Origin of the sequence: Enterobacter cloacae complex sp. SHL020 (assembly GCF_049236945.1) — a bacterium.
GTDB classification, from domain to species: Bacteria; Pseudomonadota; Gammaproteobacteria; order Enterobacterales; family Enterobacteriaceae; genus Enterobacter; species Enterobacter dykesii.
This window is the reverse complement of the sequence record NZ_JBMKJF010000003.1, coordinates 97607-114430: the sequence shown is the minus strand read 5'-3', so window position 1 is coordinate 114430 and position 16824 is coordinate 97607. Positions and strand designations below refer to the sequence as shown.

The 16824-nt window shown below is 55.4% G+C and carries 16 protein-coding genes; 10 read left to right on the top strand and 6 right to left on the bottom strand.

What is annotated here, in order from left to right:
- The first annotated feature begins 39 nt into the window (after positions 1–39).
- From murC to mutT, 9 genes are all read left to right on the top strand, one after another.
- Complete coding sequence (gene murC / locus ACOTZB_RS09435) at positions 40–1515, top strand: UDP-N-acetylmuramate--L-alanine ligase (RefSeq protein WP_421626980.1); 1476 nt, start codon at positions 40–42, stop codon at positions 1513–1515.
- A complete protein-coding gene (locus ACOTZB_RS09430) occupies positions 1508–2428 on the top strand; it encodes a D-alanine--D-alanine ligase (RefSeq protein ID WP_029741229.1) in 921 nt (306 codons plus the stop codon). Before murC ends, ACOTZB_RS09430 begins: the two co-directional genes overlap by 8 nt.
- 1 nt (position 2429) lies before the next feature.
- Positions 2430–3272, top strand: a complete 843-nt coding sequence (gene ftsQ, locus ACOTZB_RS09425) for a cell division protein FtsQ (protein WP_213329246.1) — start codon at positions 2430–2432, stop codon at positions 3270–3272.
- On the top strand, positions 3269–4525 hold the full coding sequence (gene ftsA, locus ACOTZB_RS09420) for a cell division protein FtsA (RefSeq protein WP_023334508.1): 1257 nt from the start codon (positions 3269–3271) through the stop codon (positions 4523–4525). Before ftsQ ends, ftsA begins: the two co-directional genes overlap by 4 nt.
- Positions 4526–4588: 63 nt before the next feature.
- On the top strand, positions 4589–5740 hold the full coding sequence (ftsZ, locus tag ACOTZB_RS09415) for a cell division protein FtsZ (protein WP_008501978.1): 1152 nt from the start codon (positions 4589–4591) through the stop codon (positions 5738–5740).
- Between the two features lie 101 nt (positions 5741–5841).
- Positions 5842–6759, top strand: a complete 918-nt coding sequence (gene lpxC, locus ACOTZB_RS09410; RefSeq protein ID WP_008501977.1) for a UDP-3-O-acyl-N-acetylglucosamine deacetylase — start codon at positions 5842–5844, stop codon at positions 6757–6759.
- Between the two features lie 279 nt (positions 6760–7038).
- A complete protein-coding gene (gene secM / locus ACOTZB_RS09405; RefSeq protein ID WP_161785592.1) occupies positions 7039–7542 on the top strand; it encodes a secA translation cis-regulator SecM in 504 nt (167 codons plus the stop codon).
- 58 nt (positions 7543–7600) lie between these two features.
- Entirely contained in the window at positions 7601–10306 is a 2706-nt protein-coding gene (secA, locus tag ACOTZB_RS09400; RefSeq protein WP_023310402.1) for a preprotein translocase subunit SecA, read from the top strand.
- A gap of 57 nt (positions 10307–10363) precedes the next feature.
- Entirely contained in the window at positions 10364–10756 is a 393-nt protein-coding gene (mutT, locus tag ACOTZB_RS09395) for an 8-oxo-dGTP diphosphatase MutT (protein WP_421626979.1), read from the top strand.
- A 34-nt stretch (positions 10757–10790) separates the two neighbouring features.
- On the opposite strand, the gene yacG is transcribed toward mutT, so the two are convergent.
- The 3 genes from yacG to coaE are packed head-to-tail and all read right to left on the bottom strand — an operon-like array spanning position 10791 to position 12358.
- On the bottom strand, positions 10791–10985 hold the full coding sequence (yacG, locus tag ACOTZB_RS09390) for a DNA gyrase inhibitor YacG (RefSeq protein WP_023310404.1): 195 nt from the start codon (positions 10983–10985) through the stop codon (positions 10791–10793).
- A 9-nt stretch (positions 10986–10994) separates the two neighbouring features.
- A complete protein-coding gene (gene zapD / locus ACOTZB_RS09385; RefSeq protein WP_421626978.1) occupies positions 10995–11738 on the bottom strand; it encodes a cell division protein ZapD in 744 nt (247 codons plus the stop codon).
- Positions 11738–12358, bottom strand: coding sequence for a dephospho-CoA kinase (gene coaE / locus ACOTZB_RS09380; protein WP_193805039.1), 621 nt, complete (start codon positions 12356–12358; stop codon positions 11738–11740). The genes zapD and coaE overlap by 1 nt, the downstream gene beginning before the upstream one ends.
- Before the next feature lie 228 nt (positions 12359–12586).
- Between coaE and ACOTZB_RS09375 the strand changes: the two genes are divergently transcribed.
- The gene (locus ACOTZB_RS09375; protein WP_023310407.1) at positions 12587–13630 is read left to right on the top strand and encodes a GMP reductase; all 1044 of its coding nucleotides are present in this window, start codon (positions 12587–12589) and stop codon (positions 13628–13630) included.
- Between the two features lie 43 nt (positions 13631–13673).
- On the opposite strand, the gene hofC is transcribed toward ACOTZB_RS09375, so the two are convergent.
- The 3 genes from hofC to ppdD are packed head-to-tail and all read right to left on the bottom strand — an operon-like array spanning position 13674 to position 16678.
- Positions 13674–14858 carry a protein transport protein HofC gene (gene hofC / locus ACOTZB_RS09370; protein WP_421626977.1) on the bottom strand — a complete coding sequence of 395 codons (1185 nt, stop codon included), beginning with the start codon at positions 14856–14858 and terminating at the stop codon, positions 13674–13676.
- Complete coding sequence (gene gspE, locus ACOTZB_RS09365) at positions 14848–16230, bottom strand: type II secretion system protein GspE (RefSeq protein ID WP_421626976.1); 1383 nt, start codon at positions 16228–16230, stop codon at positions 14848–14850. Before gspE ends, hofC begins: the two co-directional genes overlap by 11 nt.
- A 10-nt stretch (positions 16231–16240) precedes the next feature.
- A complete protein-coding gene (ppdD, locus tag ACOTZB_RS09360) occupies positions 16241–16678 on the bottom strand; it encodes a prepilin peptidase-dependent pilin (RefSeq protein ID WP_047060126.1) in 438 nt (145 codons plus the stop codon).
- Between the last annotated feature and the right edge of the window lie 146 nt (positions 16679–16824).

Sequence of the window (16824 nt, the reverse complement as noted above, 5' to 3'; positions counted from 1 at the left end):
GCGCTGCACGAATTTTAAGTAGTCGATGGCGTTTAGAGAATGAATACACAACAACTGGCAAAACTGCGTTCAATCGTGCCCGAGATGCGTCGCGTCCGGCACATTCACTTTGTTGGCATCGGTGGTGCTGGCATGGGCGGTATTGCCGAAGTGTTAGCTAACGAAGGCTATCAGATCAGCGGGTCTGACCTGGCGCCAAACCCTGTTACGCAGCAGCTGGCGTCGCTTGGGGCGACTATCTATTTCAACCATCGTCCGGAAAACGTGCGCGATGCGAGCGTGGTGGTGGTCTCAAGCGCCATCTCCTCTGATAACCCGGAAATCGTTGCCGCGCACGAAGCGCGCATTCCGGTGATCCGCCGTGCAGAAATGCTGGCGGAACTGATGCGTTTCCGTCACGGCATCGCCATTGCCGGGACCCACGGTAAAACGACGACCACGGCGATGGTTTCCAGTATTTATGCGGAAGCGGGTCTCGACCCGACGTTCGTCAACGGCGGTCTGGTCAAAGCCGCGGGCGTACACGCGCGTCTGGGCCACAGTCGTTACCTGATTGCTGAAGCGGATGAGAGCGACGCGTCGTTCCTGCACCTGCAGCCGATGGTGGCGATTGTCACTAACATCGAAGCTGACCATATGGATACCTACCAGGGCGACTTCGAAAACTTAAAGCAGACCTTCATCAACTTCCTGCACAACCTGCCGTTCTACGGGCGCGCGGTGATGTGCGTAGACGATCCGGTGATCCGCGAGCTGCTGCCGCGCGTGGGTCGTCAAATCACCACTTACGGCTTCAGTGAAGACGCTGACGTCCGCGTGGAAGAGTACAAACAGATTGGTGCGCAGGGGCATTTCACTCTGGCGCGTCAGGACAAAGAGCTGCTGCACGTCACGCTGAATGCGCCGGGGCGCCATAACGCCCTCAATGCCGCAGCGGCAGTGGCCGTCGCGACGGAAGAAGGCATTGATGATGATGCGATTCTGCGCGCGCTGGAAAGCTTCCAGGGCACCGGTCGTCGCTTCGACTTCCTTGGTGAATTCCCGCTGGACGCCGTGAACGGTAAAACCGGCACAGCGATGCTGGTGGACGACTACGGCCACCATCCGACCGAAGTGGACGCCACCATTAAAGCCGCGCGTGCAGGCTGGCCTGACAAAAATCTGGTGATGGTCTTCCAGCCGCACCGCTTCACGCGTACGCGCGATCTGTATGACGATTTCGCCAGCGTCCTGTCACAGGTAGACACCCTGTTAATGCTGGACGTGTACGCCGCAGGCGAGACGCCGATTCCAGGGGCTGACAGCCGTTCTCTGTGCCGTACCATCCGTGGGCGCGGGAAAGTTGACCCTATTCTGGTTTCTGATCCTGCACAGGTGGCGGAAATTCTGGCACCGGTCCTGACAGGTAACGATCTGATTCTGATTCAGGGCGCGGGAAATATCGGCAAAATCGCCCGTACCTTAGCTGAAATCAAACTGAAGCCGCAAACCCAGGAGGATGAGCATCATGGCTGATAAGATTGCTGTCCTGTCTGGCGGCACCTCCGCCGAGCGCGAGGTTTCCCTGAACTCCGGCGCGGCTGTGCTGGCGGGCCTGCGTGAAGGTGGCGTCAATGCGCACCTGGTCGACCCAAAAGAGGTCGACGTGACGCAATTAAAAGCCATGGGCTTCGATAAAGTCTTTATCGCTTTGCATGGTCGCGGCGGTGAAGACGGCACCCTGCAGGGCCTTCTGGATCTGATCGGCATGCCATACACCGGCAGCGGCGTGATGGCCTCCGCTATCTCTATGGATAAACTGCGCAGCAAGCTGCTGTGGCAGGGCGCGGGGTTACCCGTTGCGCCATGGGTCGCGCTGACGCGTCGCGAATTTGAATTGGGCCTGCCGGATAGCGTTAATACACGCATTGCTGAACTGGGCTTACCGGTTATTGTAAAGCCCAGCCGGGAAGGCTCCAGCGTGGGAATGTCCAAAGTCGACAAAGCTGAAGATCTTTCGTCCGCTTTAGCACTGGCATTTCAACATGATGAAGAAGTTCTGATTGAAAAATGGCTCAGCGGGCCGGAATTTACCGTGGCGATGCTTGGCGAAGAAATTTTACCGTCAATTCGTATCCAACCGGCCGGAACCTTCTATGATTATGAGGCGAAGTATCTCTCTGATGAGACGCAATATTTCTGCCCTTGTGGTCTTGAAGCTGAGCGTGAAGCAGATTTACAGTCCCTGGTGCTTAAAGCCTGGCATGTTCTGGGTTGTCAGGGCTGGGGACGCATCGACGTGATGCAGGACAGTGATGGACAATTTTATCTGCTGGAAGCCAATACCTCTCCGGGAATGACCAGCCACAGCCTTGTGCCGATGGCCGCGCGTCAGGCGGGGATGAGTTTCTCGCAGTTAGTCGTACGCATTCTGGACCAGGCGGGCTGATATGTCTCAGGCTGCATTGAACACGCGCAACCGCGATGACGAGGACGAATACGCCTCTTCACGCCGCAGTAATGGAACGCGTCTTGCAGGCATCATTTTCCTGCTCGGGGTGCTGTGCACCGTGTTTATCAGCGGCTGGATGGTCCTGGGCTGGATGGAAGATGCGCAGCGGTTGCCGCTCTCTAAGCTGGTGGTCACCGGTGAGCGTCACTACACGCGTAACGACGATATTCGCCAGTCAATACTGGCGCTGGGCTCGCCTGGCACCTTTATGACGCAGGACGTCAACATTATCCAGAGTCAGATAGAACGTCTGCCATGGATAAAACAGGCGAGCGTAAGAAAGCAATGGCCTGATGAATTGAAGATTCATCTGGTTGAATATGTGCCCATTGCGCGTTGGAATGATCAGCACATGGTTGACGTCGATGGAAATTCCTTCAGCGTCCCGGCCGATCGTGTCAACAAGCAAAATTTACCGATGTTGTATGGCCCTGAAGGCAGCGAAAACGAAGTGTTACAAGGTTTTCGTGAAATGGGTCAGGTGCTGGCGAAGGACAGGTTTACGTTAAAAGATGCAGCCATGACGGCGCGCCGTTCCTGGCAGCTGACGTTAACGAATGGCATTAAGCTCAACCTGGGGCGCGGGGACACCATGAAGCGTCTGGCGCGTTTTGTTGAACTTTACCCGGTTTTACAGCAGCAGGCACAGACTGACGGCAAACGGATAAGCTACGTTGATTTGCGCTATGACTCAGGCGCAGCAGTCGGTTGGGTACCGGCTCCGGTCGAGGAACCTAATCAGCAACAGAATCAGGCACAGGTACAGGCAGAACAACAATGATCAAGGCGACGGACAGAAAACTGGTAGTTGGACTGGAGATTGGCACCGCGAAGGTTGCCGCTTTAGTAGGGGAAGTTCTGCCCGACGGTATGGTCAATATCATTGGCGTAGGCAGTTGCCCGTCCCGTGGTATGGATAAAGGCGGGGTAAACGATCTTGAATCGGTGGTCAAATGCGTTCAGCGCGCCATCGATCAGGCTGAACTGATGGCAGATTGCCAGATTTCTTCTGTCTATCTAGCCCTTTCTGGCAAGCACATTAGCTGCCAGAACGAAATCGGTATGGTGCCGATTTCCGAAGAAGAAGTGACGCAGGAAGACGTTGAAAACGTCGTGCACACGGCGAAATCCGTGCGTGTCCGCGACGAGCATCGCGTACTGCATGTCATTCCGCAGGAATATGCGATTGACTACCAGGAAGGGATCAAGAACCCGGTCGGTCTTTCTGGCGTACGTATGCAGGCAAAAGTGCACCTGATCACATGTCACAACGATATGGCGAAGAACATTGTAAAAGCCGTTGAACGTTGTGGCCTGAAAGTTGACCAACTTATTTTCGCCGGTCTGGCGGCAAGTTATTCCGTACTGACCGAAGATGAACGTGAACTGGGTGTCTGTGTGGTCGATATTGGTGGTGGTACAATGGATATCGCCGTCTATACCGGCGGTGCGTTGCGCCACACGAAAGTGATCCCTTATGCCGGGAACGTTGTGACCAGCGATATTGCTTACGCTTTTGGTACGCCGCCGAGCGATGCAGAAGCGATTAAAGTGCGCCACGGCTGTGCGCTGGGGTCCATCGTTGGCAAAGATGAGAGCGTTGAAGTGCCGAGCGTCGGTGGTCGTCCACCGCGTAGCCTGCAGCGCCAGACGTTGGCAGAGGTCATTGAGCCGCGCTATACCGAGCTGCTCAACCTGGTCAACGAAGAGATTTTACAGTTACAGGAACAGCTTCGTCAGCAGGGCGTTAAACATCATCTTGCGGCGGGGATTGTATTAACCGGCGGTGCAGCGCAAATTGAAGGTCTTGCGGCCTGTGCTCAGCGCGTATTCCATACGCAGGTGCGTATTGGTGCGCCGCTGAATATTACCGGTTTAACGGATTATGCTCAGGAGCCGTATTATTCAACGGCTGTGGGTCTGCTCCACTACGGGAAGGAATCTCATCTCAGTGGTGAAGCAGAAGTGGAAAAACGCGTCTCAGTGGGGTCGTGGGTCAAACGACTGAACAACTGGTTGCGAAAAGAGTTTTAATTTTTTTAAGAGACCGGAGAGAATTAGCGGTCTCGGGCGACAGGCACAACGGAGAGAGAAATTATGTTTGAACCTATGGAACTGACCAACGACGCGGTGATTAAAGTCATCGGCGTCGGTGGCGGCGGCGGTAACGCCGTAGAGCATATGGTGCGTGAACGCATTGAAGGTGTTGAATTCTTCGCAGTTAACACCGATGCGCAGGCACTGCGTAAGACGGCTGTAGGCCAGACTATCCAGATCGGCGGTGGTATCACCAAAGGGCTGGGAGCAGGGGCTAACCCGGAAGTCGGTCGCAATGCGGCTGAAGAAGATCGTGAAGCGCTGCGCGCTGCGCTGGAAGGTGCGGACATGGTCTTTATCGCAGCAGGTATGGGTGGCGGTACGGGTACCGGTGCAGCACCTGTTGTGGCTGAAGTAGCTAAAGATTTAGGTATCCTGACCGTTGCTGTCGTGACCAAGCCTTTCAACTTTGAAGGCAAGAAGCGTATGGCGTTCGCGGAGCAGGGTATCACCGAGCTGTCCAAGCATGTGGACTCGCTGATCACCATCCCGAACGACAAACTGTTGAAAGTTCTGGGTCGCGGTATCTCCCTGCTGGACGCATTCGGTGCAGCAAACGACGTGCTGAAAGGCGCGGTTCAGGGTATCGCTGAACTGATTACCCGTCCTGGCCTGATGAACGTTGACTTTGCAGACGTTCGCACCGTGATGTCCGAAATGGGCTACGCGATGATGGGCTCTGGCGTGGCAAGCGGTGAAGACCGTGCAGAAGAAGCGGCTGAAATGGCTATCTCTTCTCCACTGCTGGAAGATATCGATCTGTCTGGTGCGCGCGGCGTGCTGGTCAACATTACCGCTGGCTTTGACCTGCGTCTGGATGAGTTCGAAACCGTGGGTAACACTATCCGTGCGTTCGCCTCTGACAACGCTACCGTGGTAATCGGTACTTCCCTTGACCCTGAAATGAACGACGAGCTGCGTGTTACCGTTGTTGCGACCGGTATCGGTATGGACAAGCGTCCTGAGATCACCTTAGTGACCAACAAGCAGACTCAGCAACCGGTAATGGATCGTTACCAGCAGCACGGTATGTCTCCTCTGACTCAGGAGCAGAAACCGGCCGCGAAAGTGGTGAACGACCCAACGCCGCAAACGGCGAAAGAGCCAGATTATCTGGATATCCCGGCGTTCCTGCGTAAGCAAGCTGACTAAGAATTGGCTGGAATTTGGGGATTTGCGCTCTTTGTGCTAAACTGGCCCACCGTTAGTGATATACACTCTCGGTTGGATAGTTAATTTGGCGAGATTATACGATGATCAAACAAAGGACACTTAAACGTATCGTTCAGGCGACGGGTGTCGGTTTACATACCGGCAAGAAAGTCACGCTGACGTTACGCCCTGCGCCGGCCAATACCGGGGTCATCTATCGTCGCACCGACTTGAATCCACCGGTAGATTTTCCGGCCGATGCCAAATCTGTGCGTGATACTATGCTCTGTACTTGTCTGGTGAACGAGCATGACGTGCGGATTTCTACCGTTGAGCACCTGAACGCCGCCCTGGCGGGGCTGGGTATCGACAACATTATTGTTGAAGTCGATGCGCCAGAAATCCCGATTATGGATGGCAGTGCTGCACCGTTCGTCTATCTGTTGCTGGATGCCGGCATCGAAGAACTGAACTGCGCGAAGAAATTTGTACGCATCAAAGAGACCGTTCGCGTCGAAGATGGCGACAAATGGGCTGAATTCAAACCGTACAATGGTTTCTCGTTGGACTTTACCATCGACTTTAACCATCCGGCGATTGATTCCAGCACGCAACGCTATGCGATGAACTTCTCTGCCGATGCGTTTATGCGCCAGATCAGCCGAGCCCGTACGTTTGGCTTCATGCGTGATATCGAATATCTGCAGTCCCGCGGCCTGTGCCTGGGCGGCAGCTTCGATTGTGCCATCGTTGTTGACGATTATCGCGTACTGAACGAAGACGGCCTGCGTTTCGAAGATGAATTCGTTCGTCACAAAATGCTGGATGCTATCGGCGACCTGTTCATGTGTGGTCACAACATCATTGGTGCATTTACCGCGTTTAAATCCGGTCATGCACTGAACAACAAACTGTTGCAGGCCGTCCTGGCAAAACAGGAAGCCTGGGAATATGTGACCTTCGAAGACGAAGCTGAACTGCCGCTGGCTTTCAAAGCACCAAGCATGGTTCTGGCGTAACGGTTCAAACCGTTTCGTAAAAAACTCGACTGGTTAACCTGGTACTCTCTCCGACCAGGAAGACCAGTCGTTTTTATTTTTACCCTTCTTCGTTTGCCCCAGCGTTATCTCTCGTTTGTCTTACGCAGAAAATGTGCGCGTTAGCTGCATTCTTGACCGTTTTTCCCCGCGGCGGCACCTCATTCCTGCTGATGTATATTGGCTTTAGTGGTACTATCTGGGCGCTAAAAAGAATAACTGAACTCAGCCTCTGCGAGGCTGGCTTATTGGGTGGAGCAGGTGAGCGGAATACTGACGCGCTGGCGACAATTTGGCAGACGTTACTTCTGGCCGCATCTCTTATTAGGGATGGTCGCGGCGAGTTTCGGCTTGCCTGCGCTCAGCAACAGTGCCGAAGCGGCGACGCCCGCAAAAACCTCCACCACTAAACACGATTTCAACACGCGGGTTAACTTCACTAACCTCGCGTGGCTTGAAGCCAGTCGCCGCCCAAACTTCACCGTCGATTACTGGCACCAGCACGCTATCCGCACGGTTATTCGCCATCTGTCCTTCGCGATGGCACCGCAGGCCATGCCTGTTGCGGAAGAGGCGCTGCCGGTGCAGGCTCAGCATCTTGCCCTGCTGGACACGCTCAACGCGCTGCTCACGCAGGACAGCCAGCCGCCGGTCATGGTTCGTCAGACAGCGCAGCGTGCGTTTGTCTCGCCTGTTTCATTCTCTGTTTCAACCTGGATTAGCCAGGCTCACGGCATTCGTGCCGGGCCGCAGCGCCTCAGCTAAATTAACTTTTTCAATACCTTAATTTATCTGCCCATAATGGGGCGTTTGAGAATTTATTATGCTAATCAAATTGTTAACTAAAGTTTTTGGTAGTCGTAACGATCGTACCCTGCGCCGTATGCGTAAAGCTGTTGCCGTCATCAACGGTATGGAACCGGCGATGGAGAAGCTCTCTGATGACGAGCTGAAAGCGAAAACGGCGGAATTCCGCGCGCGTCTGGAAAAAGGTGAAACCTTAGAAAGCCTGATCCCGGAAGCGTTTGCTGTCGTGCGCGAAGCGAGTAAGCGCGTATTCGGCATGCGTCATTTCGACGTCCAGCTGCTGGGTGGTATGGTGCTCAACGAGCGCTGCATCGCGGAAATGCGTACCGGTGAAGGTAAAACCCTGACCGCAACGCTGCCGGCTTACCTGAACGCGCTGACCGGTAAAGGCGTTCACGTCGTTACCGTCAACGACTATCTGGCGCAGCGTGACGCCGAAAACAACCGTCCACTGTTCGAATTCCTCGGTATGACCGTCGGCATCAACATGTCCGGCCTGCCTGCGCCAGCCAAGCGCGAAGCGTATAACGCGGACATCACCTACGGCACCAACAACGAATACGGCTTCGACTACCTGCGTGACAACATGGCGTTCAGCCCGGAAGAGCGCGTCCAGCGTAAGCTGCACTATGCGCTGGTGGATGAGGTTGACTCCATCCTGATCGATGAAGCACGTACTCCGCTGATCATCTCCGGCCCGGCTGAAGACAGCTCCGAGATGTACCGTAAAGTCGACAAAATCATTCCACACCTGCTGCGCCAGGAGAAAGAGGACTCGGATACCTTCCAGGGTGAAGGTCACTTCTCCGTAGATGAAAAAGCGCGCCAGGTGAACCTGACCGAACGCGGTCTGGTGAAAATTGAAGAGCTGCTGGTCGCTGAAGGCATCATGGAAGAGGGCGAGTCCCTGTACTCCCCGAGCAACATCATGCTGATGCACCACGTGACCGCTGCACTGCGCGCCCACGCGCTGTTCACCCGCGACGTCGATTACATCGTTAAAGACGGCGAAGTGATCATCGTCGATGAACACACGGGCCGTACCATGCAGGGACGTCGCTGGTCTGACGGTCTGCACCAGGCTGTGGAAGCCAAAGAAGGTGTGGATATTCAGAATGAAAACCAGACGCTGGCGTCTATCACCTTCCAGAACTACTTCCGTCTGTATGAGAAGCTGGCGGGGATGACCGGTACTGCTGATACCGAAGCGTTTGAATTCAGCTCTATCTACAAGCTGGATACCGTGGTTGTTCCAACCAACCGTCCAATGATCCGTAAGGATATGCCGGACCTGGTGTACATGACCGAAGCGGAAAAAATTCAGGCGATCATCGAAGATATTCGCGACCGCACAGCCAACGGCCAGCCGGTTCTGGTGGGGACCATCTCCATCGAGAAATCCGAAGTGGTTTCTCACGAGCTGACGAAAGCGGGTATCAAACACAACGTTCTGAACGCCAAATTCCACGCCAAAGAAGCGGACATTGTTGCGCAGGCGGGTTATCCGGCTGCCGTAACCATCGCCACCAACATGGCGGGTCGTGGTACCGATATTATGCTGGGCGGTAGCTGGCAGGCTGAAGTGGCTGAGCTGGAAAACCCAACGCCAGAACAGATTGCGCAGATCAAAGCCGACTGGCAGGTTCGTCATGACGCCGTTCTGGCTTCCGGCGGTCTGCACATCATCGGTACCGAGCGTCATGAATCCCGTCGTATCGATAACCAGCTGCGTGGCCGTGCGGGTCGTCAGGGCGATGCCGGTTCATCCCGCTTCTACCTGTCTATGGAAGATGCGCTGATGCGTATTTTCGCCTCCGACCGCGTGTCCGGCATGATGCGTAAACTGGGTATGAAGCCTGGCGAAGCGATTGAGCACCCATGGGTCACCAAAGCGATCGCTAACGCACAGCGTAAAGTGGAAAGCCGCAACTTTGATATTCGTAAGCAGCTGCTGGAATATGATGATGTGGCTAACGATCAGCGTCGTGCGATCTACACCCAGCGTAACGAACTGCTGGACGTCTCCGACGTAAGCGAAACCATCAACAGCATTCGTGAAGATGTGTTTAAAGCCACCATCGACGCGCATATTCCACCGCAGTCTCTGGAAGAGATGTGGGATATCGAAGGCCTGCAGGAACGTCTGAAAAATGACTTTGACCTCGATCTGCCAATCAAAGAGTGGCTGGATAAAGAGCCTGAGCTGCACGAAGAGACCCTTCGTGAACGTATCTTTGAAACCGCGCTGGACGTCTACAAGCGTAAGGAAGAGGTTGTTGGCGCTGAAATGATGCGTCACTTCGAAAAAGGCGTGATGCTGCAGACGCTGGACTCCCTGTGGAAAGAGCACCTGGCGGCGATGGACTACCTGCGTCAGGGTATCCACCTGCGCGGCTATGCGCAGAAAGATCCGAAGCAGGAATATAAGCGTGAATCCTTCTCCATGTTTGCCTCTATGCTGGAATCACTGAAGTACGAAGTGATCAGCACCCTGAGCAAGGTTCAGGTGCGTATGCCTGAAGAAGTGGAAGCGATGGAGCAGCAGCGTCGTGAAGAAGCCGAGCGTCTGGCACAGATGCAACAGCTGAGTCATCAGACCGACGACAGCGAAGCCGCAGCGGCGATCGCCGCGCAGACCGGCGATCGTAAAGTGGGTCGTAACGATCCGTGCCCGTGTGGTTCCGGTAAAAAGTACAAGGCGTGCCACGGCCGTCTGAGCTAAGTTCATAAAAAAACAAAAAGGCGCAGAAATCTGCGCCTTTTTTATGGAAGTGACAATATGAAAATACTGCAAATTGCCGTCGGGATTATTCGCAACCCGCAAAACCAAATCTTTATCACCCAGCGCGCTGCCGACGCCCATATGGCGAACAAGTGGGAGTTTCCGGGCGGTAAAATCGAGTCAGGTGAAACGCCGGAAGAGGCGCTGGTTCGGGAGCTTCAGGAAGAGGTGGGGATCACGCCGCTTGGCGCAACGCTGTTTGATAAGCTTGAGTACCAGTTTCCTGACAGGCACATCACGCTGTGGTTCTGGCTGGTGGAAAACTGGGAAGGTGAACCCTGGGGAAAAGAGGGACAGCCGGGTAGCTGGGTGGAACTTCAGGCAGGTGATGCCGAAAAATTCCCGCCAGCTAATGAGCCCGTGATCCTGCGGTTAGTCGCACAACCGTAGGCCTGCCAGGCGAAGCGCCAGCAGGCTTTACAGATTACTGCTGGGTTTCGCTCCAGTCATCGCTGTCCGAGAGATCGCCTTCGCTTGGAATGCGTTTCTCTTCCGCCGCCCATTCGCCCAGGTCAATGAGCTGACAGCGTTTGCAGCAGAATGGGCGGAACGGACTGACTTCGCCCCAGACAACGGTTTTGCCACAGGTTGGGCAGCTTACGGTGGTGACATCAGACATCGGCACTCCTTAACAACAGGCCAGTTCAAAATCGAGACGTTCCGGCACGGTGCCATTTTCACTGTCCAGCGGCATAAAGCGAATCGCAAAGCGGCTTTTATGCCCGGAAATCTGCGGGTAAAGCTGTTCGCCAAGAGACAGGTTGAGACGCAGAAGATCGGCATCATCACCGTTATCCTGGAAGAAACCATTCAGGCTGGTTTGCTTGCGGAACGGCGCAGAGTTACGGATCAGATCGAGGATCAACGACAGCGTCTGGTGCATTGGATCCAGGCTTGCCAGCCAGCTGTTCACCTGTGCGTCACGCTGCGCCTGTGGCATATGTAGCCACATATGCAGCGTCGGCAGGTCGAAGCTACAGCAGCCGCCAGGGATGCTCAGACGCTGGCGCACCAGGCCAATCAGGCGGTCTTCACGCAAAAACTGCCCGACGCGCGGCGCGGCCATCAGGACGGCGCTGCTGCTTTTCAACTGCTGGCGGAGCGCGTCGATACGGCTCTGATCTACGCCGGGGACCTCTGTCCATGCCTGCAATTTACGCTGCTGGCGCTCCAGCTCTTTGAGTAATTCTGTGCGGACATCGCCGCGTTCAATCACATCCAGCAGATCGCCTACGTTGCGGAAGAAGTGCAGCGCCGTGGCATGATCGTTAACAGGCAGATGTTGTGAAAGTTGTTGAATAAGAAATTCGATGCGCAGCCAGGTACGCATTTTTTCGTTGAGCGGATGCTCAAAAAGGATGTGGGTCGACATTATGGTTTTTCCTGTGCAACGGCCTGCGCGGCGAACGTCAGATACTGCGCGTGCAGACGGGCAACATCCGATGCAATGGCATCTGGTGTGCCGTTATTATCAATAACATCATCCGCCACGGCAAGGCGCTGAGCGCGCGTAGCCTGAGCGGCAAGAATTTGTTCAGCATGCTCCCGCGAGACGCGATCGCGCGCCATGGTTCTCTGGATTTGCGTTTCAGGTGAGACATCAATCACCAGAACCCGATCGGCTTTCTTATGCAGCTGATTTTCAACCAGTAGCGGAACCACCCACAGTACATAGGGCGAGCGGGCTGCGGCTATCTGACGCTGAGTTTCCTGGTGGATGATGGGGTGGAGCAGGGCATTAAGCCAGGCTTTTTCCGCAGAATCAGAAAAAATGCATTCGCGAAGCTGACGGCGATTCAGTGTGCCATCGGCACTGATGACTGCCTGACCAAAATGTTCTGCGATGGCTTTTAGCGCGGGTGTATTGGGCTCTACCACCTGGCGGGCAATGATATCGGCATCAATAATCGTGATACCCAAACGAGAGAACGCGTCCGCAACGGTACTTTTGCCACTACCGATGCCGCCGGTTAATGCGACGATATACCCCATTAATTCAAATCCTGGGAATTATTCATTATTAAAATCAGTTGTTTAAAACTCTTAGGTGCGCCAGCAACTGTTTGGTCCTGTTTACCGGCTTTTTACCAGGTAAATTTATAGGATTGTAGCGTAAAAAAAGAGAATTTCGCAGTCTTGCGGAGCAGGTATTAGTGCGTATGATAACGTCACTGGAGTTGTGCTTTTAACATATTTGCCTCTAACCCCAGGAATCCGCACATGCGTATCGAAGAAGATCTGAAGTTAGGTTTCAAAGACGTTCTTATCCGCCCTAAACGCTCTACACTGAAAAGTCGCTCAGACGTTGAACTCGAACGTCAGTTCACCTTTAAGCATTCCGGTCAGACCTGGTCTGGCGTACCGATCATCGCCGCCAACATGGATACTGTGGGAACCTTTGAGATGGCAACCGCCCTGGCACAGTTCGACATTCTCACCGCCGTGCACAAACATTACAGCCCTGAAGAGTGGAATGCGTTTGTTGCGTCCGCGTCTGCTGACGTGGTGAAGCATGTGATGGTTTCTACTGGGACCTCCGATGCGGATTTCGAGAAGACGAAACAGATCCTGAACGCTAACCCGGCGCTCAACTTCGTTTGTATTGACGTTGCGAACGGTTACTCCGAGCACTTCGTGCAGTTCGTCAGCAAGGCACGTGAGGCCTGGCCGACGAAAACCATCATCGCGGGCAACGTGGTGACCGGTGAAATGTGTGAAGAGCTGATCCTTTCCGGTGCAGATATCGTGAAAGTGGGTATTGGCCCGGGCTCCGTGTGCACGACCCGCGTCAAAACCGGCGTCGGTTATCCGCAGCTTTCCGCCGTCATTGAATGCGCCGATGCGGCGCACGGTCTGGGCGGTCAGATCATCAGTGATGGCGGCTGTACCATGCCGGGCGACGTTGCGAAAGCCTTCGGCGGCGGCGCCGACTTCGTGATGCTCGGCGGTATGCTGGCAGGCCACGAAGAGAGCGGTGGTACCGTTGTTGAAGAGAACGGCGAGAAATTTATGCTGTTCTACGGCATGAGCTCTGAATCCGCGATGACCCGTCACGTCGGTGGCGTGGCAAAATACCGTGCGGCGGAAGGTAAAACCGTGAAGCTGCCTCTGCGTGGCCCGGTTGAATACACCGCGCGCGATATCCTCGGCGGCCTGCGCTCGGCCTGCACCTACGTTGGGGCATCCCGCCTGAAAGAGCTGACTAAACGTACGACGTTTATTCGCGTTCAGGAACAGGAAAACCGCGTATTCAACAGCCTGTAATGGCTTCTGCTGGCGCATGCCCGTGCGCCAGCGCTGTTCAGCACTACCCCGCGCTCATCGCATCCCCCAGATGGAAAATCGGCAGATACATTGCCACTACCAGCGTGCCGATGATGACCCCTGTCACAATCAGAAGCACTGGCTCGAGAAGTGCCGCCAGATTATCTGCCCGTTGAAAGGTCTGTTCCGTGTGGTGCCGGGCGAGATTTGCCAGCATGATGTCCAGCGCACCTGACATTTCACCGGTTCGTAAAAGCTGAATACACAGCGGGGTAAAGATGGCCGCTTTCTGAAAGGATGACCAGACGGGGAGACCTTTTTCAATGTCCTCCCGAACGCTGTGGAGTATCCCCCGCCAGTAACAACTTTCAACGGTCTCCTCTGCGCTCTCCAGACCCTGTAAAAAGGGGATACCTGCCTGCTGCGTGAGTGACAGCACGGTAAAGATGTGCCCCAGTTTTTGGCCTTTTGCCAGCGCGCCCATCACGGGCATGTGCATCAGCATGCGCTGCCAGCGAGGATTGTGCCGCAGTGCCCAGGCGGCGGCTAAGGGCGTTAATAACGCGACGAACAACGCGAGGGCATAGGACTGGATAAATGCGGCCATCCCCATGACCATTTGCGTCAGCATCGGGAGCGGCGTGTTAAACGTTTTGTAGATCGCGGCAAACTCGGGCAAGACCAGAATGACCATCGCCAGCACCACGAGTACGGCCAGCGTCAGGACGATCGCCGGGTAGCGTAGGGCCTTTTTCACCTTCTCTCTGAGCTGCTGCTGCGCTTTTTGCTGCTGCGCGAGCTGACGGCAGCACTCCTCCAGTTTCCCTGTGAGCTCACCGGTTTTCACCATAGAGACATGCAGTGGGCTAAACACCGCTGGCCACTTTTTTAGCGACTCAGAAAAGGGGGATCCCTCACTGAGCTCATCGGCAATGCTTTGCAGCAGCGCCTGCCACGGTTTTAACGGATGTTGCTCTGCCAGCATCTGCAGGCTGTGGGACAACGTCAGCCCCGCCTGCAGAAGCGTTGCGAGCTGGCGAAACATCTCGCAGCAGTGATGCGGCCGCCAGCGGTGCCGCTGAGCGCATCGGGTCAGCGCCAGAGGATGGAGATCGCTACGCATCAGCCTGGTGAAGGCGGCAGTGCGGTCTGTGGCCCAGAGTGTTCCGCTTCGGGGTTCTCCTTCTTTGGTGAGCGCTCGCCAGCGCCAGAGCTGATTAGCAGCCATCCGGCATTCCCAGCACGCGCACCAGCTCTTCGATCGTGGTCAGCCCTTGTTCTACGGCCATGCAGCCGTGCTCAAAAAGAGAAATCATTCCCGCCTGCCGGGCACTCGCCTCTATCACTTCGATTCCCGCCCCGCTGGCAATGGCCTGACGCAAGGCATTGTCGATCGCCAGCACTTCAAAAATGGCCACGCGGCCATAAAAACCGTGATAACAGCGATCGCAGCCGGTGGGCTGCCAGCGTGGAAGCGGTCTGGGCCATACGGAGCGCGGTAATTCAGCATGCTCGCTGGCTTCCCGGCGACAGTGCGGACACAAACGCCGGACCAGCCGCTGGGCAATCACCATCGACAGCGCGGAAGATATCATCCAGCGCGCGACGCCCATCTGCTCCAGACGAATCAGGGTTTCCGTCGTTGAGTTGGTGTGCAGCGTTGACAGTACCAGATGACCGGTCTGAGCGGCATTAATGGCAATTTCTGCCGTTTCGCCGTCACGGATTTCGCCGACCATAATGATGTCTGGATCCTGACGCAGCAGCGCCCTCAGCACGCTCTGGAATGTTAAACCCGCCCGGGGATTAATCTGCGTCTGGTTTAATCCCGCAAGGGGGATCTCAATGGGATCCTCTACGCTACAGATGTTGACGTCGGGGGTGTTACGCGCCTGCAGCGCGCTGTACAGCGTCACGGTTTTGCCGCTGCCGGTAGGGCCGGTGACCAGAATCAGCCCCTGCGGCTGGTGGAGGACCTCATTAAAACAGGCCAGTTGTTCTGCGCTCATACCAAGCGCTTTCGGCTCAAGAGCCTGCTGAACCTGATGCAGCAGACGCAGCACAATTTTCTCGCCGCCGCTGCAGGGAAGCGTCGCGATCCGAAACGAGACCGGCGCGTTTGCCAGCTCAATCGTAAACTGACCGTCCTGAGGTAAACGACGTTCTGCAATATCCAGGTTACCCAGCACCTTTAAACGTGCGCTGAACAGGCTGGCCAGCGAGGCGGAAAGCGGAGGCTGGGGGCAAAGCACCCCGTCGATGCGTAAACGGATCTGGCATGCGTGCTCCATCGGTTCGATATGAATGTCGGAGGCGCGCTGGTTGATTGCCAGCTGCAGCGTGTGGTTGAGGATATCCACCGTCGAGTGTGTTTGCGAAACAACGGGCAGATGCGATTGTGACGTTAGCTGCCGGTGTTTTTCCATGCGCTCAGCGCTCCAGCACTCAATATCAATCCGTTTCTGGGTCGCGAAGCGCAGCGCCTCCATGAGTTCAGCCGCGGGGCTGCCCACGACGGCGATGCTGACCATGTCACTGTCGCTGGTGAGCAGCAGAGCGTGATGGCGCTGACAAAGCGCCACGAGTTGATCGGTATTCATTATCCGCTCCTCAGTTATTGTCGAAGCGGAAAACGTCTTCGCAGGCCTGTTTCAGGGCGCTGTCCGCGCTGATGTTGCAGTCGCGCGTCCAGCCCGTCATACCGTTGCCGTCGCTCCACCGTGGCGTCATGGTTACCGTCAGCCCGTTAAGACTCTCCTGTCCTGTTAAGGTCACGGTCCCTTTCGCCACGCTCATTCCTGAAACGTAGCGTGTCGTGGTGGGGGAAGGGATACCGTTACTGCCGGCATCGCAGCTCTCCACGCCACCGTGATCCAGCGCGCAAAGCTCGATGGCCGTGCGGTAGGGAACGAAGGTTTGCAGCATATCGGTCAGCGCCGCCTTGCGCAGGTAGTTCTGATAGGCGGGAACGCCGATGGCGCTCAGGATCGCAATGATGCCAATGACTACCATTAGCTCAATGAGTGTGAAGCCTTGTTGTCTGTTCATATCTGCTCCTTATGCAAAGTTGCGCTACTTTGTCAGCGGGAAAGTGCAGAAACGAGGGACAAAAAAAGGAACGGGAGAGCGCATTCAGAGAATTTATGCCGCGTTGCAGGGAAGAACAGCGGATTTGCGAGCGGGGCTGAAATTCC